The sequence below is a fragment of the Brevibacillus brevis genome, assembly GCF_001039275.2.
GTDB classification, from domain to species: Bacteria; Bacillota; Bacilli; order Brevibacillales; family Brevibacillaceae; genus Brevibacillus; species Brevibacillus brevis_C.
Genome location: NZ_CP030117.1, coordinates 5,889,315 through 5,913,396, shown reverse-complemented (window position 1 = coordinate 5,913,396; position 24,082 = coordinate 5,889,315). Strand labels below are relative to the sequence as shown.

At 48.8% G+C, this 24,082-nt stretch carries 27 protein-coding genes; all 27 read left to right on the top strand.

Annotated elements, in window-relative coordinates:
- Positions 1-372 precede the first annotated feature (372 nt).
- The 27 genes from bioA to nuoK all read left to right on the top strand — a co-directional run bounded on the left by bioA (position 373) and on the right by nuoK (position 24,076).
- Complete coding sequence (gene bioA, locus AB432_RS28095) at positions 373-1,755, top strand: adenosylmethionine--8-amino-7-oxononanoate transaminase (protein ID WP_048035094.1); 1,383 nt, start codon at positions 373-375, stop codon at positions 1,753-1,755.
- 5 nt (positions 1,756-1,760) lie between these two features.
- Positions 1,761-2,480 carry a dethiobiotin synthase gene (bioD, locus tag AB432_RS28090; protein ID WP_048035093.1) on the top strand — a complete coding sequence of 240 codons (720 nt, stop codon included), beginning with the start codon at positions 1,761-1,763 and terminating at the stop codon, positions 2,478-2,480.
- Positions 2,481-2,500: 20 nt separating this feature from the next.
- The gene (gene bioB, locus AB432_RS28085) at positions 2,501-3,496 is read left to right on the top strand and encodes a biotin synthase BioB (RefSeq protein WP_048035092.1); all 996 of its coding nucleotides are present in this window, start codon (positions 2,501-2,503) and stop codon (positions 3,494-3,496) included.
- Between the two features lie 15 nt (positions 3,497-3,511).
- Positions 3,512-4,711 (top strand): 8-amino-7-oxononanoate synthase, encoded by a 1,200-nt coding sequence (bioF, locus tag AB432_RS28080; protein ID WP_048035091.1) that lies wholly within the window; start codon positions 3,512-3,514, stop codon positions 4,709-4,711.
- Positions 4,708-5,445 carry an alpha/beta fold hydrolase gene (locus AB432_RS28075; protein WP_048035090.1) on the top strand — a complete coding sequence of 246 codons (738 nt, stop codon included), beginning with the start codon at positions 4,708-4,710 and terminating at the stop codon, positions 5,443-5,445. Before bioF ends, AB432_RS28075 begins: the two co-directional genes overlap by 4 nt.
- Positions 5,414-6,232: a malonyl-ACP O-methyltransferase BioC gene (gene bioC, locus AB432_RS28070; RefSeq protein ID WP_048035089.1), complete on the top strand. Its 819-nt coding sequence runs from the start codon at positions 5,414-5,416 to the stop codon at positions 6,230-6,232. The genes AB432_RS28075 and bioC overlap by 32 nt, the downstream gene beginning before the upstream one ends.
- A 99-nt stretch (positions 6,233-6,331) precedes the next feature.
- Positions 6,332-8,314, top strand: a complete 1,983-nt coding sequence (locus tag AB432_RS28065) for an AraC family transcriptional regulator (RefSeq protein WP_048035088.1) — start codon at positions 6,332-6,334, stop codon at positions 8,312-8,314.
- A gap of 144 nt (positions 8,315-8,458) precedes the next feature.
- Complete coding sequence (locus AB432_RS28060; RefSeq protein WP_048035087.1) at positions 8,459-9,649, top strand: acetyl-CoA C-acetyltransferase; 1,191 nt, start codon at positions 8,459-8,461, stop codon at positions 9,647-9,649.
- Positions 9,650-9,814: 165 nt separating this feature from the next.
- Positions 9,815-9,988 (top strand): AtpZ/AtpI family protein, encoded by a 174-nt coding sequence (locus AB432_RS28055; protein WP_327376339.1) that lies wholly within the window; start codon positions 9,815-9,817, stop codon positions 9,986-9,988.
- A gap of 13 nt (positions 9,989-10,001) precedes the next feature.
- Positions 10,002-10,370, top strand: coding sequence for an ATP synthase subunit I (locus AB432_RS28050; RefSeq protein ID WP_048035086.1), 369 nt, complete (start codon positions 10,002-10,004; stop codon positions 10,368-10,370).
- Positions 10,371-10,483: 113 nt separating this feature from the next.
- A complete protein-coding gene (gene atpB, locus AB432_RS28045; RefSeq protein WP_048035085.1) occupies positions 10,484-11,278 on the top strand; it encodes a F0F1 ATP synthase subunit A in 795 nt (264 codons plus the stop codon).
- 43 nt (positions 11,279-11,321) lie between these two features.
- A complete protein-coding gene (atpE, locus tag AB432_RS28040; RefSeq protein WP_017252354.1) occupies positions 11,322-11,552 on the top strand; it encodes a F0F1 ATP synthase subunit C in 231 nt (76 codons plus the stop codon).
- Positions 11,553-11,727: 175 nt separating this feature from the next.
- Positions 11,728-12,231 (top strand): F0F1 ATP synthase subunit B, encoded by a 504-nt coding sequence (atpF, locus tag AB432_RS28035; RefSeq protein WP_048035084.1) that lies wholly within the window; start codon positions 11,728-11,730, stop codon positions 12,229-12,231.
- Entirely contained in the window at positions 12,228-12,755 is a 528-nt protein-coding gene (locus AB432_RS28030) for a F0F1 ATP synthase subunit delta (RefSeq protein ID WP_048035083.1), read from the top strand. Before atpF ends, AB432_RS28030 begins: the two co-directional genes overlap by 4 nt.
- 43 nt (positions 12,756-12,798) lie before the next feature.
- Positions 12,799-14,310 (top strand): F0F1 ATP synthase subunit alpha, encoded by a 1,512-nt coding sequence (gene atpA, locus AB432_RS28025; protein ID WP_048035082.1) that lies wholly within the window; start codon positions 12,799-12,801, stop codon positions 14,308-14,310.
- A 74-nt stretch (positions 14,311-14,384) separates the two neighbouring features.
- A complete protein-coding gene (gene atpG / locus AB432_RS28020; RefSeq protein ID WP_048035081.1) occupies positions 14,385-15,248 on the top strand; it encodes an ATP synthase F1 subunit gamma in 864 nt (287 codons plus the stop codon).
- A 48-nt stretch (positions 15,249-15,296) separates the two neighbouring features.
- Complete coding sequence (gene atpD / locus AB432_RS28015; RefSeq protein WP_007725462.1) at positions 15,297-16,706, top strand: F0F1 ATP synthase subunit beta; 1,410 nt, start codon at positions 15,297-15,299, stop codon at positions 16,704-16,706.
- A 27-nt stretch (positions 16,707-16,733) separates the two neighbouring features.
- The gene (locus tag AB432_RS28010) at positions 16,734-17,132 is read left to right on the top strand and encodes a F0F1 ATP synthase subunit epsilon (protein WP_048035080.1); all 399 of its coding nucleotides are present in this window, start codon (positions 16,734-16,736) and stop codon (positions 17,130-17,132) included.
- A gap of 221 nt (positions 17,133-17,353) precedes the next feature.
- Complete coding sequence (locus AB432_RS28005; RefSeq protein WP_048035079.1) at positions 17,354-18,094, top strand: DUF6042 family protein; 741 nt, start codon at positions 17,354-17,356, stop codon at positions 18,092-18,094.
- A 303-nt stretch (positions 18,095-18,397) separates the two neighbouring features.
- Positions 18,398-18,769: an NADH-quinone oxidoreductase subunit A gene (locus tag AB432_RS28000; RefSeq protein WP_007725457.1), complete on the top strand. Its 372-nt coding sequence runs from the start codon at positions 18,398-18,400 to the stop codon at positions 18,767-18,769.
- Complete coding sequence (locus AB432_RS27995; RefSeq protein ID WP_007725455.1) at positions 18,760-19,278, top strand: NuoB/complex I 20 kDa subunit family protein; 519 nt, start codon at positions 18,760-18,762, stop codon at positions 19,276-19,278. The genes AB432_RS28000 and AB432_RS27995 overlap by 10 nt, the downstream gene beginning before the upstream one ends.
- On the top strand, positions 19,275-20,549 hold the full coding sequence (locus AB432_RS27990) for an NADH-quinone oxidoreductase subunit C (protein ID WP_048035078.1): 1,275 nt from the start codon (positions 19,275-19,277) through the stop codon (positions 20,547-20,549). The genes AB432_RS27995 and AB432_RS27990 overlap by 4 nt, the downstream gene beginning before the upstream one ends.
- 3 nt (positions 20,550-20,552) lie before the next feature.
- On the top strand, positions 20,553-21,701 hold the full coding sequence (locus AB432_RS27985) for an NADH-quinone oxidoreductase subunit D (protein WP_048035077.1): 1,149 nt from the start codon (positions 20,553-20,555) through the stop codon (positions 21,699-21,701).
- On the top strand, positions 21,698-22,708 hold the full coding sequence (gene nuoH, locus AB432_RS27980) for an NADH-quinone oxidoreductase subunit NuoH (RefSeq protein ID WP_173628003.1): 1,011 nt from the start codon (positions 21,698-21,700) through the stop codon (positions 22,706-22,708). Before AB432_RS27985 ends, nuoH begins: the two co-directional genes overlap by 4 nt.
- Before the next feature lie 135 nt (positions 22,709-22,843).
- Entirely contained in the window at positions 22,844-23,257 is a 414-nt protein-coding gene (gene nuoI / locus AB432_RS27975) for an NADH-quinone oxidoreductase subunit NuoI (protein WP_007722093.1), read from the top strand.
- A 1-nt stretch (position 23,258) separates the two neighbouring features.
- Positions 23,259-23,768: an NADH-quinone oxidoreductase subunit J gene (locus AB432_RS27970; RefSeq protein ID WP_048035075.1), complete on the top strand. Its 510-nt coding sequence runs from the start codon at positions 23,259-23,261 to the stop codon at positions 23,766-23,768.
- Entirely contained in the window at positions 23,765-24,076 is a 312-nt protein-coding gene (nuoK, locus tag AB432_RS27965; RefSeq protein ID WP_007722089.1) for an NADH-quinone oxidoreductase subunit NuoK, read from the top strand. Before AB432_RS27970 ends, nuoK begins: the two co-directional genes overlap by 4 nt.
- The last annotated feature ends 6 nt before the right edge of the window (positions 24,077-24,082 follow it).

Here is a 24,082-nt window from a genome sequence, read left to right as displayed (position 1 = left end):
CTTTTTCTGTCGCCTTCCTGAGTTTTAGAAGATATCGATGAACTGACAAAGCTGGTGAGAAGAAAAAGCGCAGGGCTCGTAGACCTTGACAACGCCTTCCAAGTCGGAGCTTCCAAAAGGGGACCACGCTTGTCGAACACTTCTTCCTTGAGAAGCTTCCGCCTGTAGGGTGGCTTTGGCTCGACGGTCCCCTTTTGGAAGTGTAGACGGACAGTGAATCCCCCATGCGGGCGTGTCAGAGTCGAAGAGAACTGTGCTTTTTCTTCTCCTCCACTATGTTGACTCAAACCAGAAAGTCTTTTTAATTTTCAAGATCGAAAAAAAGCTTTGCCAAAATGAGTTAACCATTTTAAAATAACGGTTAACAAATATATGTTAACCAAGGTTGTGATTAGGTTGTTAAATAGTTATGCAGAGCTCTCTGCCAAAAACAAGCAATACGTTTGGCATCCCTTCACCCAAATGAAAGACTACGTCGCACAGGAGCCACTGATTATTGCGAGAGGAGAAGGGATCAGGCTGTTCGATGTGAACGGCAAGGCCTACTACGACGGTTTTTCCTCTGTGTGGTTGAATGTCCATGGCCACAACGTTCCCGAGCTGAATCAGGCGATCACGGAGCAGCTCGACCAGATTGCCCACTCTACCTTGCTCGGCATGGCAAATATTCCCTCTATTCTATTAGCGGAAAAGCTGATCAATCTCGCACCAAAAGGATTAAGCAAAGTCTTTTACTCTGACAACGGGGCAACGGCAGTCGAAATCTCACTGAAAATGGCGTTCCAATACTGGCAAAATCGCGGGCAGACTGGAAAGCATTCGTTTATTACGATGAACAATGCCTATCACGGAGATACGATTGGAGCTACCAGTGTGGGGGCCATTCCTCTCTACCATCAGGTCTATAAACCACTGCTCTTTTCTCCACATGTCATTCCATACCCTTACCCATACAGACAAGGCGGCGAAGAAGCAGCCGTTCAGGCCACATTGAGCAGTCTGGAGAGTTTGCTTAAGGAAAGAGCTCATGAGATTGCGGCGATGATCGTGGAGCCTGTCGTGCAGGGAGCAAGCGGCATGATTATCATGCCAGACGGTTGCTTGAAAAAAATCGCGGAGCTGTTGCGCGCCCATGATGTATTGCTGATCGCAGACGAAGTAGCGACAGGATTTGGACGTACGGGCAAAATGTTTGCTTGTGAGCATGATGGGGTCGTGCCAGACATTATGGCGGTCGCAAAAGGGCTCACGGGAGGGTATTTGCCTGTTGCGGCTACCTTAGTAACCGAGCAGATTTATGATGCATTTTTCGCCGACTATGAGGAACAGAAAACCTTTTTCCACGGACATTCGTTCACGGGAAATCCACTTGGCTGTTCAGTTGCTCTCGCCAACCTGCGTCTGATGGAGGAGCGTGGAGTCGTTCAACAAGTAGCACAAAAAGCAACCGATCTGGATCAATTGCTAAGGCAACTTCGCGATCTGCCCCATGTAGGAGATATCCGACAAAAAGGCTTGATGGCGGGAATCGAGCTGGTTCGGGATAAAGAGACCAAGGAGCCTTATCACTGGAATGAGCGGATTGGTGTGCGTGTTTGTCAGGTAGCGAGAGAAAAAGGGCTTCTGACACGACCGTTGGGCAACGTCATCGTTTTTATCCCACCGCTTGTATCTACTACTGAAGAATTGGCTGACATGGTTGGGATTTTGACGGAATCAATTCAGGATGTAACGACAGGTCAAACGGAGGAGTGATTGATATGACTGATCGCCCCTTTTCCGGATTGTTCATCACAGGAACCGATACAGGGGTAGGCAAAACGGTTGTGACTGCCGGAATCGCATCCGTATTGCGTGAGACCGGAGTGGACATAGGAGTTTGGAAGCCAGTCCAGTCAGGAGCACGAGCCAATGACGAGGGCAGTGACGCTATGCACTTGAGATCGTGGAGCGGAGTGCCTGACGCGTGTGAGGAGATAGCCCCGCTCTGTTTTGAGGCACCGCTTACCCCCTTTCTAGCTGCGGAAGCAGAGGGGAAAAGCTTGACCATGGAGGAAGTAATCGCTGGAGGGCGACCCCTGATGGAACGTCATCCGGCACTCCTTGTCGAAGGAGCAGGTGGGCTGATTGTGCCATTGACTCCAACCGAAACGATGGCGGATCTTGCTGCTCGACTGAACCTGCCTATGCTCATCGTGGCGCGGGCTGGTCTCGGCACGATTAACCATACGCTCTTGTCCGTTTGGTATGCACGGGAACTCGGGATCGAGGTTGTAGGTGTCATCCTGAATCAAAGCAACTCAGCCGGCGTCACCGATGAGAGTGTCAAAACAAACGCAAGCATGATTGAGAGCTATGGGGGAGTTCCCGTATGGGGCGTACTTCCATGGATAGACCAACCGTTAGAGCGTCAGCAGTTGACACAGTTGATCAAAGAATGTGTAGACATCGGGCAGTTGTGTCAGTGGAGCCATCAATAATATAAAGGGGAGATGAGAAAATGAAGCAAAGCACCTGTCTGGATTGGAAGGAATACTCTCATAAAGCGATTACCAAAGCAGAGTTTTCACAGGAAGAGGCAATGAAGGTGCTGCAAGCGCCAGATGATGAGCTGCTGCTGGTCATGAACGAAGCTTTTCGCGTCAGAAAGCACTTTTTCGGAAAAAAGGTCAAGCTGAACATGATCATTAACGCCAAAAGCGGCCTTTGCCCCGAGGATTGCGGTTACTGCTCGCAGTCGATTGTTTCGAATGCTCCCGTATCCAAGTACACGATGCTGGACAAGGAGACATTGCTCGCAGGTGCGCGAGAAGCCATGAATCGAAAAGCAGGTACATACTGTATTGTCGCCTCAGGTCGTGGCCCTACGGAAAAAGAGCTGGGTCAGGTCATCGAGGCAGTCAAAGAAATCCGCGAAACGATGCCGCTGAAAATTTGCGCGTGCTTAGGGATACTAAGCGACGAACAAGCAACGCGCCTAAAAGATTCTGGTGTTCACCGCTACAACCATAATCTCAACACGAGTCGCAATCATTACGAAGCGATTACGACAACGCACACGTACGATCAGCGTGTTCAGACAGTTGATACCGTGAAAAGAGCAGGGATGTCGCCCTGCGCAGGCGTGATCATCGGCATGGGGGAGAGCGACGAGGAGATCGTTGAAATGGCATTTGCCTTGCGCAATCTGGACGCAGATTCCATCCCGATCAATTTTTTAAATGCGATTCCCGGAACTCCGTTGGAGGATAAAGGACGCACTCCGGCAATGAAGGCTTTACGTGTTCTTGCCTTGTTCCGATTTATTTGCCCAGATAAAGAAATTCGCGTTGCGGGTGGTCGCGAAGTGAATTTGCGCACCTTGCAGCCCCTTTCCTTGTATGCGGCTAACTCGTTGTTTGTGGGCGACTATTTGACGACGCCCGGGCAGGAAATTACGACAGATCACCAGATGATTGAAGACCTCGGGTTTGAAATCGAACTGTGTGCGCTGTAAGACAGTAGGTCAGTTATGAATAAACGCTACACATGGCTGGAAGAAGAATACGATTCATTGCGGAAACAATCGTTGGCAAGAGAATGGAACACCGTAGAGTCAGCCAGTGATCGCGCAGGCACGTGGATTCAAGTCGAAGGGAAATCATTATTAAACCTGTCATCGAACAACTATTTGGCCTTGGCCCATGATCAACGAATCGTGGAAGCTGGCAAGAAGGCGGCAGAGGAGTGGGGGGCGGGAGGAACTGCCTCTCGTCTCGTCCATGGCAACTACGCGTTATACGACGAGCTGGAACAACAATTGGCGGCGTGGAAAGAGAGAGAAGGGGCTCTTGTCTTTGCAAATGGCTACCAGGCAAATACGGGGGTAATTGCAGCACTTATCGGAAGAGGCGACGCTGTTTTTAGTGATCGCTTGAATCACGCCAGCATCGTGGATGGAATCGTGCTCAGTCGGGCGGAGCATTTTCGGTACAGACATAATGACATGGAGCATCTGGAATTTTTGCTGAGAAAGCACCAGGATGCAAGACGGAAGTGGATCGTTACGGACAGCATATTCTCCATGGACGGTGATAAAGCTCCCCTTCTTGACTTAGTACAACTGCGAGATCGTTACGATGCCATGCTGATGGTTGACGAAGCCCATGCAGGGGGAGTGCGTGGTGAAGAAGGGCAGGGCTTGTGCCACGAGCTGGGCATCGCCAGACAAGTCGATGTTTTGATGGGAACCTTCAGCAAGGCATTTGGTGTTTATGGGGCATACGTATGCGCAGATGAGATCATCATTCGTTACTTGATGACAAAAGCGCGTTCGCTGGTGTATTCCACAGCTCTGCCCCCTGCTGTGATTGGCTCGAATCTAGCGGCGTTGTCTTTGGTACAAACAGAGTCTTGGCGAAGAAGAGCAGTGAGGCAGAATGCGCTCGTGTTTCGCCAGTTGCTTCGCTCACGCGGGTTTACCGTAGACGAAGAAGATACGCCAATCATCCCGCTCACGTTAGGGGAGAATGAATGGACTTTGCAATTTAGCAAAAGGCTTCGGCAACGCGGGATTGCAGCAGTGGCGATTCGACCGCCTACCGTGCCAGCAGGAACCGCGCGTATCCGTTTTACGGTGATGGCTGCCCATACGCGCGAAGAGCTGGAGTGGGCTTGCGAGCAAGTGAGCGAAATCAGGGACGAGCTTCATAAAGGAGGGACGATAACGTGAGAAAAGTGATGCTGTGGCTAACCGGATGGGGAATGCCAGATTGCAGTTGGGATGCTGTTCGCTCACAATTTCCTTCCTATCAGCACATCATTCCTACTTATTCGGACGTCACGGACTCCTTGCAATTTTACGAGAGAGTACAAGAGGAAGTCCGCTCTCTGTCAACGCAGGAGCTGATTGTAGTGGGGTGGTCTATGGGAGGGATGCTCGCAATACGCCTTGCTGCCCAGCACCCGGTTTCAGGACTTGTTTTGATCGGCACGACAGCACGCTTTATCAGTGAACAGCATGACCTTCGCAGAGGGTGGCATCCTGCTGTTTTGCAAAGGATGAAAAGGCAGCTTTCCGTCGCACGCGAGCGAGTGATGGACGCATTTGTTCAACAGATGCTAACACCAGGAGAGCGTGAGAAAACAGGTTTGCACATGGGGGTGGATAACCAGAAGTGGAGTACAGCAGCGTTGATTGCGGGCTTGACCTATTTAGAAGAAGAGGATTGCCGCCCGTTCCTGTCTTCGCTGACTACTCCTACTCTCGTCATTCATGGAATGGAGGATGCTATCTGTTCGCTCGCAGCCGGAGAGGAACTGGCGAGTAGCCTTGCAGGTGCCGATTTTGTGCCAATTCCTGAGTGTGGTCATGCCCCGCATGTATTTGTTCCGGAGGTTGTAGGAGATTCGCTAAAGAGGATGGTGGAGCAGCTTGCAGAAGAGGGCAATCAGCAGCCGTTTTAGTGAGAAGGCTGCTTCATACGAAAAATACGCACTCGTGCAAAAGAAGATGGCTGATCATTTGAGTCAAATGGTTACAGAAATGACGAACGAGAACGAGGTGCGAAACATCCTGGAGATTGGCTGTGGGACAGGGGGATTAACCCGCGTCATTCGCAGCCATTTTTCTGATGCCCATTACGAGGCGGTAGAGATTGCGTCAGGTATGCTGGAGCAGGCGAAGAGCAATCTGGAGCAGCATGGCCTAATTTGTTCATTTTATCAAGCCGATGCCGAAGAATGGGTTTGGGAACAACAGGCGAAGTCAAAGGATTTGGTGGTTTCAGGAGCGTGTTTTCAGTGGTTTGCCAAGCCAGCGCATACGCTAAAAGGATTGGGAAGAATCCTGAAGCCCGGAGCACCTTTGGTTTTTTCAACATTTGGACCCGATACGTTTTGGGAGCTACATGATTCGTTTGCGAATGCTCATGCGATTTTGGGGGAAAAGGGAGTACGTCATGGCTTGGAGTTTCTCTCAGCACGTGATTGGGACGAGCTATTGGAACACGCAGGGTTTACGGATGTAGAGGTGATGAGGAAATATGAACGGCTCACTTACCCGGGTGTACGCGATTTCTTGCATGCCGTGAAAGCCGTGGGCGCCAGTGCAAGTATGGAGCAAGGGAGCGGTCTGGGACACAGAAAACTCCTTGCAGAAATGATTCGTTATTATGAGCAGACGTATAAAAGAGAAACGGGCATCCCTGTCACCTACGAAGTTATTTACGTTCGCGCGGTTTCATCGAGGTAGTGTACTTTCTATGATTTTTGCTATAGAAATGAGAATGGTTATCAAATAGAATAAAAAGAAGAACGATGGGAGGGCTATCAAGGAGTTGAGTGTGGGACAATGAACGTGGATGATCATATTTTTCTATGGAATCAGGCAAGTGTACGATTACATGATGTACGGCATATCGTCATGCGAGCCGGAGAACAACTGCGATCCTATCAATTGCCGGCTAGTGCCTTTCTATTTTCGGTGAGAGGCAGTGGCCTGATTCGTCTTGACGGGAATGTGCATACGATCAAGAATTGCTATATGGCCCATGCTGGCAAAGGTACATACGTGGATATCGAGGAAATAAAGGATGAGCTGGAATACTATCTGATTTTGTACAAAGCACATTTGCCGTTGCCTTGTCGGCAGGAGTTGTTACGTTTACTGGAGAAAACACAACCTTTTCACATCCAATACGGCTTTACCCCCATGCATCCGGTAAATGTATTTGTCGCAATATCACGTATGAAGCAAGCATGGAATCAGAACGGCAACCTGGACAAGCTGCGAGCCAAGGCTCTGCTGTATCAACTCGTATGTGAGCTAATGGCACAGATGCAGTCACAAGGAATCGGGGTAACGGTACCGAATTTGGTGGTTCAGGCCGTCAGATATATCGAGGAGCATTACGCAGAGAATTTTACTCTCGATGATCTTTCTTCGCTCTTAAACTGTAGCTCCCGATCGCTGCAACGCACCTTTAAAGCCCAGCTAGCAGTCGGCCCTATCGACTATCTGATTCAGGTGCGCATTCAAAAAGCACAGGAACTGCTGCGTCAAACGAATTTGGGATTAAAAGAGATAGCGGAATCAGTAGGTTATTCAGACAGCTATTATTTCAGTCGTATCTTTAAAAAATATACAGGCTTCTCTCCTTCAATGTATAAGGAAAATCCGCTGACATCGGAAATGCGTCGCCAAAGTCCATCACTCTTGTCGCGATATTCCATTGCTGGTCAAAAGCTGTGGAAATATAATGATCACATTGAAAATGAAAATCACTCGCATTCAAGAGATGGAGGAGCCGTACCGATGTATAAGAGTACAAAAGCGATGCTGGCGCTGAACCTGATGCTGAGCCTTACCTTGCTGTTGGGAGCTTGCTCAGGCGGCGGTACGAACACGAGCAATTCTGGGAGCACTGCAACAGGCGCTTCGAATCAGGTAGCGACGCAGTCGAATACCACGCAATCCGGCGCGAATCAAGAAGTGAAGAAAAGCGAGACGCGTACAATCAAGCACATGAAAGGCGAGCTGACGCTTGATTTTAAACCAGTCAGAATTGCTGTACTGGATACGCAATACGCAGATCAAATGATTGCTCTGGGCGAACTACCAGCAGGTAATGTCATTACAACGGGTGACGGTACGAAGTTTCCAGAGTATCTCATGGACAAGCTGAGAGATGTTCATGTACTTGGAACAAAGGACGAGCCAAATTCAGAAGCAGTCGTGGCTATGGAACCTGACTTGATTATTTGCACGGAATTCCAGGACAAAATCTACGACAACTTATCTAAAATCGCTCCAACCATCATGTTTGATCGAAACGAAGACTGGCGTGATACGCTGATTACGTTCGGAAAAATTCTCGAAAAAGAACAAGAAGCTGAGCAGATCGTAAAGGACTACCAAGAAAAAACGAGCAAATTGAAAGCAGAGCTTGCAACCAAGCTCAAGGGTGAGTCCGTCGCACTTATTCGTCCTCGTGACAATGCTATTCGACTGCACACAGTTGAACACCGAACGGCTGCTATCTTATATACCGATTTGGGACTGACTCCTCCCAAGTCAGCGATGGATAAATCCGATACAGCTACGATGATTTCTCTGGAAGTGCTGCCAGAGGTAAATGCCGATCACTTATTTGTCGTAACGGACAAAGCGAATCAAGCATTAACAGACGAGTACAAAAACAGCTCCATTTGGAAAGGGCTAAAAGCAGCCAAGGAAAATAAGGTGTACGAGGTAAACACAACCGTGTGGATCGCCTATTATGGCCCGATTGCCATCAACAATATCGTCGATGAAATTGCAGAGGCACTTCTATAAATCATTCAAACCGTCACTCTCTTCTCTGAGCAGTGACATTTTTTATGAACAGGAAAAGAAAGCGATTTCCTGGCAGGAATTATCATGAAAAGATGGAATCTTAAGAAGGTTGCCTATCCTGTGTATTCGAGGGGTGTGTGGAAGATGAGTCAAAGAGAAATCGTCATTGCGAGTGCTGTGCGCACTGCTATAGGTAGCTTTCAAGGAACGCTTGCGGGTGTCAGCGCGACAAAGCTGGGCGGAATAGTACTGGAAGCAGCGCTAGAGCGTGCAGGTGTTTCCAAGGATGCGGTCGATGAAGTGATTATGGGGAATGTACTGTCAGCAGGTTTGGGTCAAAACCCGGCGCGTCAGGCTTCTATTCACGCGGGCCTTGCTCATGAAGTTCCCTCTCTGACAATCAACAAAGTTTGTGGTTCAGGTCTAAAAGCCGTTCATTTGGCTGTTCAGTCCATCCTTGCAGGTGAGGCAGAAGTGGTCTTGGCTGGTGGGATGGAAAATATGAGTCAGGCACCATACTTAATGGAAGGTGCGCGCTCAGGCTACCGTATGGGAGATCAGAAAGTAGTAGACTCCATGATTCGCGACGGGCTGTGGTGTGCTTTCAACGATTACCACATGGGCATTACAGCGGAGAATCTGTGCACCAAATACGAGATCGGACGAGAAGAGCAGGATGAATTTTCAGCTTGGAGCCAGGAAAAGGCTCAGCAAGCGCTCACTAGTGGTCGTTTTCAAGAAGAAATCGTGCCGGTTCCGATTCCGCAGCGCAAAGGTGATCCAGTGCTTTTTGCTGTGGACGAATTCCCGCGTGCTGGTGTGACAGCCGAAGCGCTAGGCAAGCTAAAGCCTGCATTTAAAAAGGATGGAACCGTGACAGCTGGGAATGCATCCGGCATCAACGATGGAGCAGCCGCTCTCTTAATTATGACACGCGAGAAGGCAGAAGAGCTGGGTGTGAAGCCTCTCGCCCGTATCGTGGCCAATGCGAGTGCAGGTGTTGATCCGAGCATCATGGGGTACGGTCCTGTTCCTGCGACCAAGCGCGTACTGGAAAAAGCGGGCCTGTCGATCGCTGACATCGATTTGATCGAAGCAAACGAAGCTTTTGCCGTCCAATCGCTGTCTGTTGGCAAAGCGTTGGGCTTTGATCGCGAGAAGCTGAATGTCAACGGCGGAGCCATCGCGTTGGGACATCCAATCGGTGCGAGTGGCGCGAGAATCTTGGTCACGCTCGTGCATGAATTGCAAAAGCGTGAAGGGGCAAAATATGGGTTAGCGACTCTTTGCATTGGTGGGGGACAAGGCGTTTCCACAATTGTCGAGAAAATTTAATTTTTAAATTGTGAACGCTTTGTGTACACAGAAACGCTTGCGTTGACAAAGGGAATAAATCTTCGTTAATATGGATGAGGGCATTTGGAAATTGTGTGCCCTCTCCTTATGTGAAAGGAGAAGGATAAACTGGCGAAACTTGACAATCCATGGCGAGCACTTGGTTTGGTCAGCGTACTTGGTCTTGACTTTGCCATTTGTGTGGTTGCCGGTTTTATGATCGGCAGATACGCGGATCGCCTACTAGCGACTGATCCTTGGTTATTGCTTATCGGCTTGATTACAGGGATTGCGGTTGGTGTATACACTGTCTATCGACTCATTCGCCCGTATCTGTAGGGGGTGACGAACGATGGAAGCGTTTGCTTTAGCGATGCGAAAGACTTTTCGCTATTCTTTATGGTGCATGGCATTGTTTGTGATGCTGATGGTTGTATTGCCTGAACACAAGGTATTCTTGCAGAGTTTGTTGCTTGGAACAGTGACAGGAATCATTAATACCAGCGTTCTCGCAAGCAAGGTCTGGGTTGTTGGGCAAATGGCAGATGACCCTAATGTCAGACCAAAAGGAACGGGCACGATGCTTCGGTTCATGATTGCCGGGCTAGCCGCCTATGCTACCTTTCTTTTCCCTCATATCTTCAAATTATCAGGGGTTCTACTTGGGTTGTTTTTGATCCAAGGGATCAGTTATCTACTCGTATTCCGCAATTCAAAATAGATTTGTTACAGCATTTCCTTTTAATGAAATGATTTTTACCAGAGAGCGTTCGATAGCAATGTGTAGACAGAGTTTCGGACAACCTCTATCTATCAATGGAAAGGGGTGAAAAGATGGGTCATCATTATACGTTACGGTTTCAGTTAGGCGGCATGGTATTTGACATCGCTACGATTCTCATGATGGTTCTTACCGCACTGCTTGTGTTTATCTTCCTGTTTGTAATGACACGAAAGCTGGAAACAGGAGTACCTGGTGCTAAGCAAAATGCAGTTGAGTGGATTTTTGACTTTGTCAAGAATGTTACTGCAGGATACATGGATCACAAGAAAGTCATGATGATGATGACGCTTGGTATTACGTTGTTTCTCTACATCTTCATTGGGAACCAGCTAGGTGTTATCGCCAACGTCACCACAGTGCACAAAGGTGAAATCAGCGAAAGTGTTATGAAGATGCTGACGATTGCTCCTACGCCGGAAGCCGAAGCGAAGAAGCGCGAAACCGTTGAGCACGAGCTGGCTGATAAAGGAGCTCATGTAATCTGGTGGAAGTCTCCAACTGCTACACCGAGTGTAACATTTGGTTTGGCATTGGTAGTGTTGCTCTACTCCCACTACCTCGGTATTAAGAAAAGTCCAGGTGGTTGGTTTAAGCACGTATTCCTCAACCCGATCCACATTCTTGAGGAGTTTATCATTAAACCGTTGACGCTTCCTCTGCGTTTGTTCGGTAACCTCTTTGCAAAAGAGATCATGATTGCCTTCCTGTTGAGTGGGGGAGTTTTGGCCGCGGCACCATTGTTTATCTGGCTCGGCTACTCCGTCTTCGTAGGTGCAATTCAGGCGTTCATTTTCTTGACTCTTTCTATGGTTTACATTTCACAACTTGTGAATGATGAACACTAAAATCTAGTTTTTGTTTACAACAATTTAGGGAGGTATTTTTAACATGGAAGTTATGGGTGTAGCTATTGCTATGGGTCTTATTTTCGGTTTGGCAGCACTTGGTGGTGCTTTTGGTGCAAGTAACGTAATCTCTAAAACAATTGAAGGTGTTGCTCGTCAACCTGAAGCTCGTGGTAACCTGATGGGTATCATGTTCCTCGGTATGGGTCTCGTAGAGGCGATTCCAATTATCGCTGTAGCTGTAGGCTTCATCTTGATGGGTCGTCTGGGCTAAGCGAACAGTTGAACAGTATTAAATAGGCGGAGGGTCACCTTCGCCTATCTTTTAGTAGGGAAAAATCAGGCTTCGGCCACAAGCTTGGCGTGGAAGTCTTCTAGTAATAATTCTGGTAAGTACGCAAAGAACTTATTGCAGAATCTTTCGTTTGTCAGGAAGGAGTGAACTAAAAATGGTTGAGTTTGGAGCCGTATCCCTGGAATGGGGCACATTACTACTCCAGGTGATTATTTTCATTTTGCTGTTGATCGTTGTTTCCAAATATGCAACAGGACCGATTGCGAGCGTATTGGAAAAGCGCCGTGCTCATGTTGAGAACGAGCTCGCCACTGCGGAACGCAACCACAAGGAATCCGAAAAGCTTTTGGCTGAACAACGCCGCCTTTTGGATGAAGCTCGCGCTGAATCTAAAGCGATCATCGACCGTGCTGCAAAGCAAGCGTCTGATGAAGCAAGCAAAATCGTTGCTGAAGCACAAGCAGTTTCTGAGCGTATGAAGGCAGAGGCAAGTGCTGAACTGGCTCGTGAAGTAGAAAAAGCAAAACTCGAACTGCGTGAGCAAATGACTGGTCTTTCCGTGCTCTTGGCTTCCAAGATCATTGAGAAAGAACTGGACGAAGCAGCTCAAAAGTCTACTGTTGACAAATTTCTCGCACAAGTGGGAGATCGCCTATGAGTAGCGCAGTAGGAAAACGTTATGCTCGCGCTCTCTTTGAAGTAGCGAGTGAGCGTAGCAAGATTGATCAGGTAGAAGCAGACCTGGGTGCGATCGTGGAAGCGGTTGAAGGCAGTGAAGATCTGAAAAAGATCATGCTGCACCCGCACATCGCAGCAGATGCGAAAAGCCAGCTCGCTGACGAATTGTTCAAAAGCCATGTAGGGGAAGAAACCTTTAATTTTCTGAACGTCCTGATTGAGAACGGACGCGAAGTTGATCTGGTTGATATCTACCGTTCTTTTGTACAATTGGCGAACGAAGCTCGTGGATTCGCAGATGCGATTGTGACAAGTGCAAAGCCACTTTCTACTGAAGAGCAAAATGAGCTAGCTGAGAAGTTCGGCCAAACGCTGAACAAAAAGCTGCGTATGACAGCAGTCGTAGACCCAGCGATTCTCGGCGGCATTATTATCAAAATTGGCGACCGTCTGTATGATGGCAGCCTGAAAACGAAGTTGGAAACCTTTGCGCAAAAGGCGTAAAGTTCGATGGCTTTTAAGAAGTTGGATGAATGGGGTGAATTAAGTGAGTGCAATCAGACCAGAAGAGATTAGCTCCCTCATTAAAGAGCGGATCGCTAACTTTAAATCTGAAATCGAAGTTGTGGATGTAGGCACAGTCATCCAAGTAGGTGACGGTATTGCTCGTGTTCACGGTTTGGAAAAGGCCATGCAAGGGGAGCTTCTCGAGTTCCAAAATGGCGTAATGGGTATGGTACTCAACTTGGAAGAAGATAACGTGGGTGTCGTTATTATGGGACCTTTCCGCGACATTAAGGAAGGCGATACTGTAAAACGTACCGGCCGCGTTATGGAAGTTCCAGTAGGGGAAGCGCTGCTCGGCCGCGTTGTAAACCCACTGGGTCAACCAATCGATGGTCAAGGCCCTATCGCAAACAACGGTTTCCGTCCAATCGAGAGCCCAGCTCCTGGCGTAATGGCACGTAAATCCGTACATGAGCCACTCCAAACAGGTATCAAAGCGATTGACGCGATGATCCCAGTTGGTCGTGGACAGCGTGAGTTGATCATTGGTGACCGCCAAACTGGTAAAACAGCAGTGGCGCTCGACACGATCATCAACCAAAAAGGTAAAGACATGATTTGTATCTACGTTGCAATCGGTCAAAAGCAATCCACCGTTGCTAACATCGTAGAAACTCTGCGTAAAGCAGGGGCTCTGGAATACACAATCATCGTTTCTGCTACTGCGTCTGACCCAGCTCCAATGTTGTACCTGGCTCCATATACAGGTGTAACAATGGGTGAGTACTTCATGTACAAAGGCGGACACGTTCTGTGCGTATACGATGACCTCTCCAAGCAGGCTGCTGCATACCGCGAAATGTCCCTCTTGCTCCGTCGTCCTCCAGGTCGCGAAGCATATCCTGGTGACGTATTCTACTTGCACTCCCGTTTGCTGGAGCGCGCTGCGAAACTGTCTGATGATCTGGGCGCTGGTTCTATTACAGCTCTGCCATTCATCGAAACCCAAGCGGGTGACATTTCCGCGTACATTCCAACCAACGTGATCTCCATCACGGACGGTCAGATCTTCCTGGAGACAGACTTGTTCAACGCAGGTCAACGTCCAGCGGTTAACACCGGTCTTTCCGTATCCCGTGTAGGTGGTTCCGCGCAAATCAAGGCGATGAAAAAGGTAGCAGGTCCACTCAAGCTCGAGTTGGCTCAATACCGTGAGTTGGCTGCGTTTGCTCAGTTCGGTTCCGACCTGGACAAAGCGACCCAAGCTCGTCTGACCCGTGGTGAGCGCTTGATGGAAATCATGAAACAAGGTCAGTTCGATCCAATGCCTGTTGAGAAGCAAGTTGCTTCTATCTATAGCGCTACAAGAGGTTTCCTGGATGATATTCCAGTAGCAGAAGTGCGCCGTTTTGAGAAAGAGATGTTGTCTTTCTTGGATTCCAACAAACCGCAACTGTTGGAGCACATCCGCACAACGAAAGACCTTCCAGATGAAAAAGAATTCAACGCAGCGATCGAAGAGTTCAAAAAAGGCTTTTCGGTAACTCGCTAATCGTTAACCTGATAGACATCAGATGCATGCCGGGCTAGTTGCCCGTGCATGCGTCCTCAAGGTGGTGAAAACGAGTGGCTAAAGGAATACGTGAGATTCGACGCAGTATCAAAAGTAAAAAAGATATGCGCCAAATCACGAAAGCGATGAAAATGGTGGCGGCTGCAAAGCTTCGCCGTAACCAGGATAAAGCTGAGGCGGCACGCCCGTATGCTGACAAGATCCAAGAAGTGATCGCAAGCATCGCGAGTGGGAACTCTGGTTCCAAACATCCAATGTTGCAAAATCGTCCAGTGAAAAAGACTGGTTATATTGTCATCACTTCCGACCGTGGACTTGCTGGGGGCTACAATGCCAACATTCTCCGTAAAGTGGTAACTACCATTAACGAGAAGCACAAGTCCAAGGATGAGTATGGTATTTTTGTGATTGGCCGCAAAGGTCGTGACTTCTTTAGCAAACGGAACTACCCGCTTTTGGAGGAAGTTACAGGTCTGCCAGTCAGCCCAGCCTTTGCTGATATCAAGAAAATTGCCGGTGCAGCAGTCCAAATGTTCGAGAATGAGCAGATTGACGAACTGTACCTGTGCTACAACAAGTTCCAAAGTGCAATTTCGCAAATACCTACCGTAAAACAATTGCTGCCACTGGAAGCTCCCGAGAGCAACAATGCACGCGAATTGAATTACGAGTATGAGCCGTCCTCGGAAGAAGTATTGGCGGACCTGTTGCCGAAATATGCGGAAACACTGGTTTACAGTGCACTCCTCGAAGCAAAAGCTTCCGAAGAAGGTTCCCGTATGACTGCAATGGGCAACGCGACAGACAATGCTACGGATATGATCAACCGTTTAACGTTGAGCTACAACCGTGCTCGTCAGGCAGCCATTACACAAGAGATTTCCGAGATCGTTGCAGGTGCAAACGCACAGGCTTAGTGGCAGCGAATAGCTCCCAATTTAGCTTTACAGGAGGGAAGAAGTAAGATGGCGAATGGACGCGTGGTTCAGGTAATGGGTCCGGTTGTTGACGTCGAGTTCGACCGCGGACACCTGCCTGCCATTTACAATGCGATCAAGATTCAACATAAAGCACAAAGCGCTGGTGAGCGCGACATCAACTTGACTGTTGAGGTTGCTACTCATTTGGGCGATAACTTGGTTCGTACCGTTGCGATGTCTTCCACTGACGGTTTGGTTCGTGGCATGGAAGCAGTTGATACCGGTGCAGCTATCTCCGTTCCAGTGGGTGCAATCACCCTCGGACGCGTATTTAACGTATTGGGTGAGCCGATCGACCTGCAAGAACTTGGTCAAGTAGATCGTCGTGATCCAATTCACCGTAAAGCTCCTGAGTTCGTAGACCAAGCAACGACTGTTGAGATCCTGGAAACAGGTATCAAAGTTATTGACCTCTTGGCTCCGTACATCAAGGGTGGTAAGATCGGTCTGTTTGGTGGTGCGGGTGTAGGTAAAACCGTTACTATTCAAGAGCTGATCAACAACATCGCGCAAGAGCACGGTGGTATTTCCGTATTCGCTGGTGTAGGTGAGCGTACCCGTGAAGGTAACGACCTGTACCACGAGATGAAAGACGCAGGCGTACTGCCGAAAACCGCGATGGTATTCGGTCAGATGAACGAACCGCCTGGTGCACGTCTTCGTGTAGCGTTGACTGGTCTGACTATGGCGGAATACTTCCGTGATGAAGAAGGCCGCGACGTTCTTCTCTTTGTTGATAACATCTTCCGCTTTACTCAAGCGGGTTCCGAAGTTTCTGCTCTCTTGGGCCGTATGCCATCTGCGGTAGGTTACCAGCCAACACTGGCTACCGAAATGGGTCAGTTGCAAGAGCGTATTACTTCCACGAAAAAAGGTTCCGTAACGTCCATTCAAGCGATCTACGTACCAGCGGATGACTACACTGACCCGGCTCCTGCTACTACGTTTGCTCACTTGGACGCTACAACAAACCTGGAGCGTTCCATCGCTGAGTTGGGTATCTTCCCTGCGGTAGACCCACTCGCATCCACTTCCCGTGCTCTGGCTCCTGATGTAGTAGGACAAGAACACTATGATGTGGCTCGTAGCGTTCAAAAAATCCTGCAACGTTACAAAGAACTGCAAGATATCATCGCGATTCTCGGTATGGACGAGTTGAGCGACGACGACAAGCAAGTAGTTGGACGCGCACGCCGCATTCAACGTTTCTTGTCCCAGTCCTTCCACGTTGCCGAGCAGTTCACTGGTAACCCAGGCCAATACGTTCCACTGAAAGAAACCGTTCGCAGCTTCAAGGAAATCCTCGAAGGTAAGCATGACCACCTGCCAGAGGGCGCGTTCCTGTACGTAGGTACAATTGAAGAAGCGGTAGAAAAAGCGAAGAAAATGGCGTAAGACACCCTGGAAAGGGGAGACGAGTAAGTGAGTAAGATGACAGTTGAAGTCGTAACTCCTGAACGGGTTGTCTACAGCGGTCAGGCTGAAATGGTGATTGCTCGCGGCTTGCAAGGGGAAATCGGTATTATGCCGAACCACGTGCCGTTGGTAACCCCGCTGAAAACAGCGCCAGTTCGGATTAAGACAGAAGGCGATAAAGAAGTAAAGATGGCTGTAAGCGGCGGCTTCATGGAAGTGCGCGGCGATAAAGTGACCATCCTTGCTGAAACGGCTGAATTGCCGGGAGACATCGATGTTGAACGCGCGAAGGCAGCGAAAGAGCGTGCTGAAAAGCGTTTGACTGAGAAATATGCCGAGCTCGACGTCAAGCGTGCAGAACGCGCGCTGCAACGTGCGATGGCACGTCTCGACGTAGCGAAGTAAAGCGTAAGCTTGATATCCCCGCGCCCATGTGGCTGCGGGGATTTTTCGGTTATATGGAGATGAATGATGAGCCATGGAAATCGGGCATGATATTTCCAGTTGGTAATTGCCTAATGTTTCTGTGTATAATAGACCTAATGCCCTGCCGACGAGCTACGTTAGCATGAAAAACAGCGGGAAAAAGCGGCATTGGCTATTGGGATTAAAGGAGAGTGTAATTGATGCAAACCGTTCGCGATATCCGCCACAATCAAGATGGCGTAGTGATTCCTAGCAGCTTTAAGGCTAATGGCTGGACAAGCGTGCTATCTCATGAAATGAATGTTCTCTTCCAGGCAATGTGCTTTGTAGTAACCAAGCATGAGACAAAAGAAGAAATGAGAAAAGCTTTGGACGAGTTCGATGCATTGAAAGGCACATTCACCGAGCCTGTTCAAGAAGGCTTTAAGTCTGAAGAGGATTTCAAAGGCTACGTGAACCTCTTGAACAGATTCAAAGCGTTCATGAGCCGTTCTGATTATGCATATCCGACATCTCTTGACGATGCGATCGAGCTTTTCGTGAAGTGGGGTCTGGTAATCGATAATGGAGATGCTTGGGATGTACCGGTTTATCCATTCCCAGATGCATCTGAGTTGTTCAAGTTGAGCGAAGCAGAATCTCTTGCATTGGCTCATGTTAAACTGGAAGCATTGGTTCATCCGATTTTTAGCCGCCTCGTGATGAAGCTGCACGAGCAGGAAGAAAATACGTTCAGCATGTCCAAAGCAGAAATGAAGCAATTGCTGAACACGAATGACCAGATGCTGGCAGAGGTTCTGATCAAGCTGACTCCATATATGGAAGAGGCAATTGAAAATATGCTGGAGATCCCAGAAGACGAGAAGATGAACTTCACAATTGTATGGGAGCGTATTTACGAGGACTTCCTCGGACAGCAATTTTCAAACAACGTTCAATAATGAAGAGAATATAAGAGCCAGACAGGCATATTCGTTTGGTCATCATACTATGCTGGAAAAACTCAGGGAGAAATCTCTGAGTTTTTTCCCTTTATATGGCACAAAAGGAAGGCTTTCGTTAGACACCCTATTGGCAATTTGCTATAATGATAAAGGTATTTTTTTCTAGCAGTATCAATTAGCGACAGCGTTCATACCTACACCTTTGATGCTGCGAGCAGTACCCTTTTGAGGGAGTCTCGACTTCTTCTGGAGGACAGCGCAAGACGATTCATACCTTTCTCAAGAGCGGAGGGAACGTGGGTGAGTGACATCTATACCAACAATTATGTGATTGTCGCGATCTTTTTAATTCTTGGTGTGCTGTTGCCCGTAGCTACAGTCAGTTTTGTTGGTCCATTACTTCGTCCAAAGAAACCGACACGGGAGAAGCAAACTACTTATGAAAGCGGTAACATTCCTGTTGGTGACAGTTGGGTGCGTTTCAACGTGAAGTATTACATCTTTGCCCTCATGTTTGTCATCTTTGATGTAGAAACACTCTTTCTGTATCCGTGGGCCGTCGCTTACAAAGAACTGGGGCTCTTTGCCTTAGTCGAGATGGTCATCTTTATATCCTTGCTCATCGTAGGATTGATTTACGCGTGGAGAAAGAAGGTGCTGGAATGGAACTAGACCTGACAAGCATTGCGCCTGAATTGCAAGAGGAACTGAATCGCAACGTCATGTTCACGACATTGGAAACAGTGAAGGGATGGGTTCGTAGCAACTCGTTGTGGCCATTAACTTTTGGCTTGGCCTGTTGCGCGATCGAGATGATGGGAACGGGTGGAGCGCGTTATGACCTCGACCGGTTTGGCGTTATTTTTCGAGCATCCCCAAGACAATCTGATGTCATGATCGTAGCCGGAACCGTCACGAAAAAGATGGCGCCACTGCTGCGCAGGCTGTATGATCAAATGCCTGAACCGAAGTGGGTGATTGCCATGGGCTCCTGTGCGACAGCGGGAGGTCCGTACGTGCGCTCGTACAGCGTGGTAAAAGGTGTAGACCAGATTGTGCCTGTCGACGTATATATTCCGGGTTGTCCGCCTAACCCTGCCGCTTTGATCTACGGAATCAATAAGCTCCAAGAAAAAATCCGTTACGAAGCGAAGACTGGGAAGCAGGTGACCAATCTATGAGCGATGAGAAACGCAAGCCGACGCCAGAGGAAAAGGCCGCGGCAGCGGCTGAAGCCCGTGCCAAGGCCGAAGCATTGCGAAAATTAAGAGAACAGGAAGCGCAGGCTCCCCAAGAGGCGAGCCCAGTGGAGGGAGCTCAAGAGGCAAAAGAGGAAGTCTCTGCTCCAGAAGCTAAACCTGTGTCTGAAATGACACCTGAGGAAAAAGCCGCAGCCAAGAAAGCAGCAGCGGCTGAAGCGATTGCCAAGGCAAAAGCAGCGAAGGAACAGGCAGAGGCTGCTTCACCACCAGCAAAGCCCGTGTCTGAAATGACGCCGGAAGAAAAAGCCGCAGCCAAGAAAGCAGCAGCGGCCGAAGCGATTGCCAAGGCAAAAGCAGCGAAGGAACAGGCAGAAGCTGCTTCACCACCAGCAAAGCCCGTGTCTGAAATGACGCCGGAAGAAAAGGCAGCAGCCAAGAAAGCGGCTGCCGCAGAAGCACTAGCCAAGGCAAAAGCAGCCAAGGAAGCAAAAGAAGCCGCGGAAAATGGAGCAAATACAGATGATTCAACTCCAGATGCGGATGCCAAGGCGAAAGCCGCAGCTGCCGCAAAAGCCAAGGCTGCCGCCGCAGCAGCAGCAAAGGCAAAAGCTGCACGCGAAGCAGGTGGCGATGAATCCGGTGATGACGACGCCAAGGCGAAGGCCGCAGCTGCCGCAAAAGCCAAAGCAGCCGCCGCAGCAGCAGCGAAGGCAAAAGCAACACAAACGACTGGGGATGAGACACCGGCAGAGGAAGCTCCAAAAGCACCTTCCAAAAACCAGCCCTATCTTGATAAATACGTGTCACGAATTTCCGAAGCATTTGGACAGGAAGTCATCGAGGCTTCGTATATTAACGAGCTGGGAAAGGAAGTTCCAACTCTCACCATTCAAAACGAACGTTGGCATCAAGTTGCCCAATTTTTAAGAGATGACGAGCAATTGAGCTTTGAGTACCTGTCCGATCTTCACGGTGTCGATTACGAGGATCGCCTGGAGGTATACTACCACTTTTATTCCTACAAAAATCGCCAAAGCTTGGCAGTAAAGGTCAAAACAAGCAGAGAAGAGTCAAAAGTTGCTTCTGTAATGGACCTCTGGCATGGCGCAAATTGGAATGAAAGAGAGACTTTTGACCTTTTGGGTATTCATTTCCCGGGACATAAGGATTTACGTCGAATCCTGTTGCCGGATGATTGGGTAGGGTATCCACTGCGCAAAGATTATGTGCAATACGACGAGGAGGTTTAGCAGATGAACCATAACATCCTCACGACTCATGTTGATACCTCTTCTGAAACAGGACTTCGTACGGAAGAGATGTTATTAAACGTAGGTCCACAGCATCCGAGTACACACGGAGTATTTCGCTTGGTTGTAAAAATCGATGGGGAAACCATTAAAGAAGCGATTCCGGTGATGGGTTATCTGCATCGAGGCACAGAGAAGCTGGCTGAAAACTTGACCTATACACAAATTATTCCTTATACAGACCGTATGGACTACGTGTCCGCCATGACCAACAACTACGTTCTCTGTCACGCAGTAGAAACGATGATGGGGCTGGAGATTCCAGAACGAGCTCAGTTTCTACGATTGATCGCGATGGAACTGAACCGGGTGGCGAGCCATTTGGTTTGGTGGGGAACGTTTCTATTGGACATTGGTGCGATGGGGCCCTTCCTGTATGCATTCCGTGATCGGGAGACGATTCTAGATTTGTTTAATGAGCTATGCGGGGCGCGGATGACTTTTAACTACATGCGTGTAGGCGGAGTGAAATGGGATGCACCTCCAGGCTGGACCGACAAAGCCAAAGAATTTGTCCAATATATGAAGAAGGAATTGAATAACTACCATCAACTGGTGACGGGTAACGAGATTTTTATCCACCGTCTCAATGGAATCGGCAAGTTCGATACAAAAACTGCGTTGGATTACTCGCTATCAGGTGTCATGCTCCGCTCGACAGGTGTCAAGTGGGACCTGCGCAAGGACGAACCGTATTGCATTTATGATCGTTTTGAATTTGATGTGCCGACAGCGACTGAGGGAGATTGCATGGCGCGCTATCATCTGCGCATGGCTGAAATTGAACAATCTCTGCGAATTCTTGAGCAGGCATTGGAGCAATTTCCGAGTGAAGGCGAAGTCATGGGCAAAGTACCACGTGTGATTCGCCCGCCTGCTGGGGAGACATATGTGCGCATCGAGTCACCGCGGGGAGAAATTGGTTGCTACATTGCTAGTCAAGGCAAGGATAAACCGTGGAGATTGAAGTTCAGACGGCCTTCATTTACCAATCTGCAAATTCTGCCTAAGCTGTTGCAGGGGGAAAACCTCTCGAACATGGTTGCCATCCTGGGCAGTATCGACATCGTGCTCGGGGAGGTTGACTGTTGATGAATACTCTCTTGCAGCAAGCACCCTCATGGGGAACCACGCTTTGGTTTATCGTAGCGGCCGTTTTACTGCTTGCAGTCGTGTTGGGATTCGTTACGTACGCTATTTACTTTGAGCGCAAAGTGATTGGGTGGATGCAGCTACGCATCGGGCCGAATCGAGTAGGACCATTGGGACTTCTCCAGACGGTTGCCGATGTTGCCAAGCTGCTATTAAAGGAAGATATTCGTCCGCAGCACGCTGACAAAGCGTTGTTCACTTTAGCACCAATATTGGCTTATGCCCCTGCTTTTGCCGTATTGGCGGTCATGCCTTTTTCGGAAAGCATTCGGTTCGCTGATCTGGGAATAGGGCTGTTGTACTATATCGCCTTGTCTGGGATCACCGTATTGGGCGTGATCACGGCTGGATGGGCCTCGAATAACAAGTATTCGCTGATCGGGGGTCTCCGCTCCGCTGCGCAGATGATCAGCTATGAAGTACCGCTGGTCATGTCCGTGGTGGGGATCGTTCTATTGACGGGCAGCATGAATCTCAAGGATATTGTCTATGCGCAGCAGGATGTCTGGAATATTGTTCCGCAGTTTATCGGATTTGCTGTATTTATCATTGCTGCCCAGGCTGAGCTGAATCGTACGCCGTTTGACTTGCCAGAAGCAGAGTCGGAGCTCGTTGGTGGTTACCACGTCGAGTATTCCGGTTTCCGTTTTGCGATGTTCATGCTGGCGGAGTATGTGTACATGTTCGGGATGGGTGCCCTGATTACGATTCTCTTTTTGGGTGGATGGTTGCCGATTCATCCATCACTGGACTTCATTCCGGGAATCGTGTGGTTTATCCTTAAATTTTCACTTTACGTCTTCCTCCAGTTTTGGATTCGCGCCACGATGCCGCGCTTACGTGTCGATCAACTGATGTCGTTTGCCTGGAAAGTGCTGTTGCCCGTGGCATTGTTCAACATCCTGCTCACAGCCGTAGTGGTTTCTTACCAAAATGGCATGTTCTAGTAGCGACTTGATCGAAAACGACTTCGTCCCACTGTTTTCATAGCGCAGGCTTCGCCATAGGCTTGCTTCGTCAAAAGCTTGCTTTCGTCAAAAACGTGGTGCAGCCAAGTTCTCAAATTCTGAGGGGTGACACACATGCTAGGACTGGCCAAAGGCCTGGGGTATACATTTAAAAAGCTCACGGAGAAAAAAGTAACCCACTTCTATCCGGATGTGCCCTTTCCAATGCCGCCTCGCTTTCGCGGTATTCAACACTTTTCTCCTGAAAAATGCATCGTCTGCAACCAATGCGCACGCATTTGTCCGACGGAGTGTATTCAACTGACAGGGAAGCCCCATCCTGATCCGGAGAAAAAAGGAAAGATTATCGATACGTACGATATCAATTTTGAACTGTGCATTTTATGCGATTTGTGCACAGAGGTTTGTCCCACTGAAGCGATTGTAATGACAAACAACTTCGAACTGGCTGCCTATAGCAGGGACGAATTGTACAAGAACTTGAAATGGCTGGACGACAACAATACGAACGTCAGGGAGGAGAATTAGTATGACAGGCGAATTCGTAGCCTTTTTTATCCTGTCCCTTCTGACGATCGGTGGCGCGGTGTTTATGATCAGCTTTACGCGCGTCGTCCACATGGTCATCTCATTGGGTGTTACGTTTATCAGCATTGCAGGTCTGTTTGTTTTGCTGGGAGCGGAGTTCGTCGGGGTCGCACAAATTCTGGTTTATTCAGGGGCTATCTCCATTCTGATGCTCTTTGGAATCATGCTGACCAAGCACGATGCGAACGATGAGGGAACAGGCCGGACATGGAAAAACCGTTTTATCCTGCTCTTCGTAATCGTTCTGTTCGGATTGTTGTTCTGGGGTGTGCAAAATACACCGTGGCCTGCGCCACCGCCACCTGCAGAGGTTCCAGTAAACAATGCAAAAGAAATCGGTATCGAAGTATTCACCAAATTCGTCATACCATTTGAACTGCTGTCTGTTCTGTTGTTGGTCGCGTTGGTCGGTGCGATCATCATGGCGAAAAAGGAGGGGGATAACGAATGACAGTAAGCATTTCCTCCTACTTAATGGTCGCTCTGATTCTCTTTTGTGTAGGCCTGTACGGCGCATTGACGAAGCGAAATGCAGTCGTCGTCCTGTTATCAATCGAGCTGATGCTGAATGCTGTAAATATTAACCTGGTCGCCTTTTCCAAATTCGGACTGTATCCATCCGTGACGGGACAAATCTTTACCTTGTTCACGATGACGGTTGCAGCTGCCGAGGTTGCCGTAGGGTTAGCGATTCTGATTGCGCTGTACCGTAATAAGGAGACCGTGAATGTAGATGAAATGGACCAAATGAAACGATAAGAGGGA

Bases quoted from the DNA above. Each gene is read 5' to 3' on its own strand.
- bioA (WP_048035094.1), top strand. From the start codon at position 373: ATGTTAACCAAGGTTGTGATTAGGTTGTTAAATAGTTATGCAGAGCTC.
- bioD (WP_048035093.1), top strand. From the start codon at position 1,761: ATGACTGATCGCCCCTTTTCCGGATTGTTCATCACAGGAACCGATACA.
- bioB (WP_048035092.1), top strand. From the start codon at position 2,501: ATGAAGCAAAGCACCTGTCTGGATTGGAAGGAATACTCTCATAAAGCG.
- bioF (WP_048035091.1), top strand. From the start codon at position 3,512: ATGAATAAACGCTACACATGGCTGGAAGAAGAATACGATTCATTGCGG.
- AB432_RS28065 (WP_048035088.1), top strand. From the start codon at position 6,332: ATGAACGTGGATGATCATATTTTTCTATGGAATCAGGCAAGTGTACGA.
- AB432_RS28060 (WP_048035087.1), top strand. From the start codon at position 8,459: ATGAGTCAAAGAGAAATCGTCATTGCGAGTGCTGTGCGCACTGCTATA.
- AB432_RS28050 (WP_048035086.1), top strand. From the start codon at position 10,002: ATGGAAGCGTTTGCTTTAGCGATGCGAAAGACTTTTCGCTATTCTTTA.
- atpB (WP_048035085.1), top strand. From the start codon at position 10,484: ATGGGTCATCATTATACGTTACGGTTTCAGTTAGGCGGCATGGTATTT.
- atpE (WP_017252354.1), top strand. From the start codon at position 11,322: ATGGAAGTTATGGGTGTAGCTATTGCTATGGGTCTTATTTTCGGTTTG.
- atpF (WP_048035084.1), top strand. From the start codon at position 11,728: ATGGTTGAGTTTGGAGCCGTATCCCTGGAATGGGGCACATTACTACTC.
- AB432_RS28030 (WP_048035083.1), top strand. From the start codon at position 12,228: ATGAGTAGCGCAGTAGGAAAACGTTATGCTCGCGCTCTCTTTGAAGTA.
- atpD (WP_007725462.1), top strand. From the start codon at position 15,297: ATGGCGAATGGACGCGTGGTTCAGGTAATGGGTCCGGTTGTTGACGTC.
- AB432_RS28005 (WP_048035079.1), top strand. From the start codon at position 17,354: ATGCAAACCGTTCGCGATATCCGCCACAATCAAGATGGCGTAGTGATT.
- AB432_RS27995 (WP_007725455.1), top strand. From the start codon at position 18,760: ATGGAACTAGACCTGACAAGCATTGCGCCTGAATTGCAAGAGGAACTG.
- AB432_RS27990 (WP_048035078.1), top strand. From the start codon at position 19,275: ATGAGCGATGAGAAACGCAAGCCGACGCCAGAGGAAAAGGCCGCGGCA.
- AB432_RS27985 (WP_048035077.1), top strand. From the start codon at position 20,553: ATGAACCATAACATCCTCACGACTCATGTTGATACCTCTTCTGAAACA.
- nuoI (WP_007722093.1), top strand. From the start codon at position 22,844: ATGCTAGGACTGGCCAAAGGCCTGGGGTATACATTTAAAAAGCTCACG.
- AB432_RS27970 (WP_048035075.1), top strand. From the start codon at position 23,259: ATGACAGGCGAATTCGTAGCCTTTTTTATCCTGTCCCTTCTGACGATC.
- nuoK (WP_007722089.1), top strand. From the start codon at position 23,765: ATGACAGTAAGCATTTCCTCCTACTTAATGGTCGCTCTGATTCTCTTT.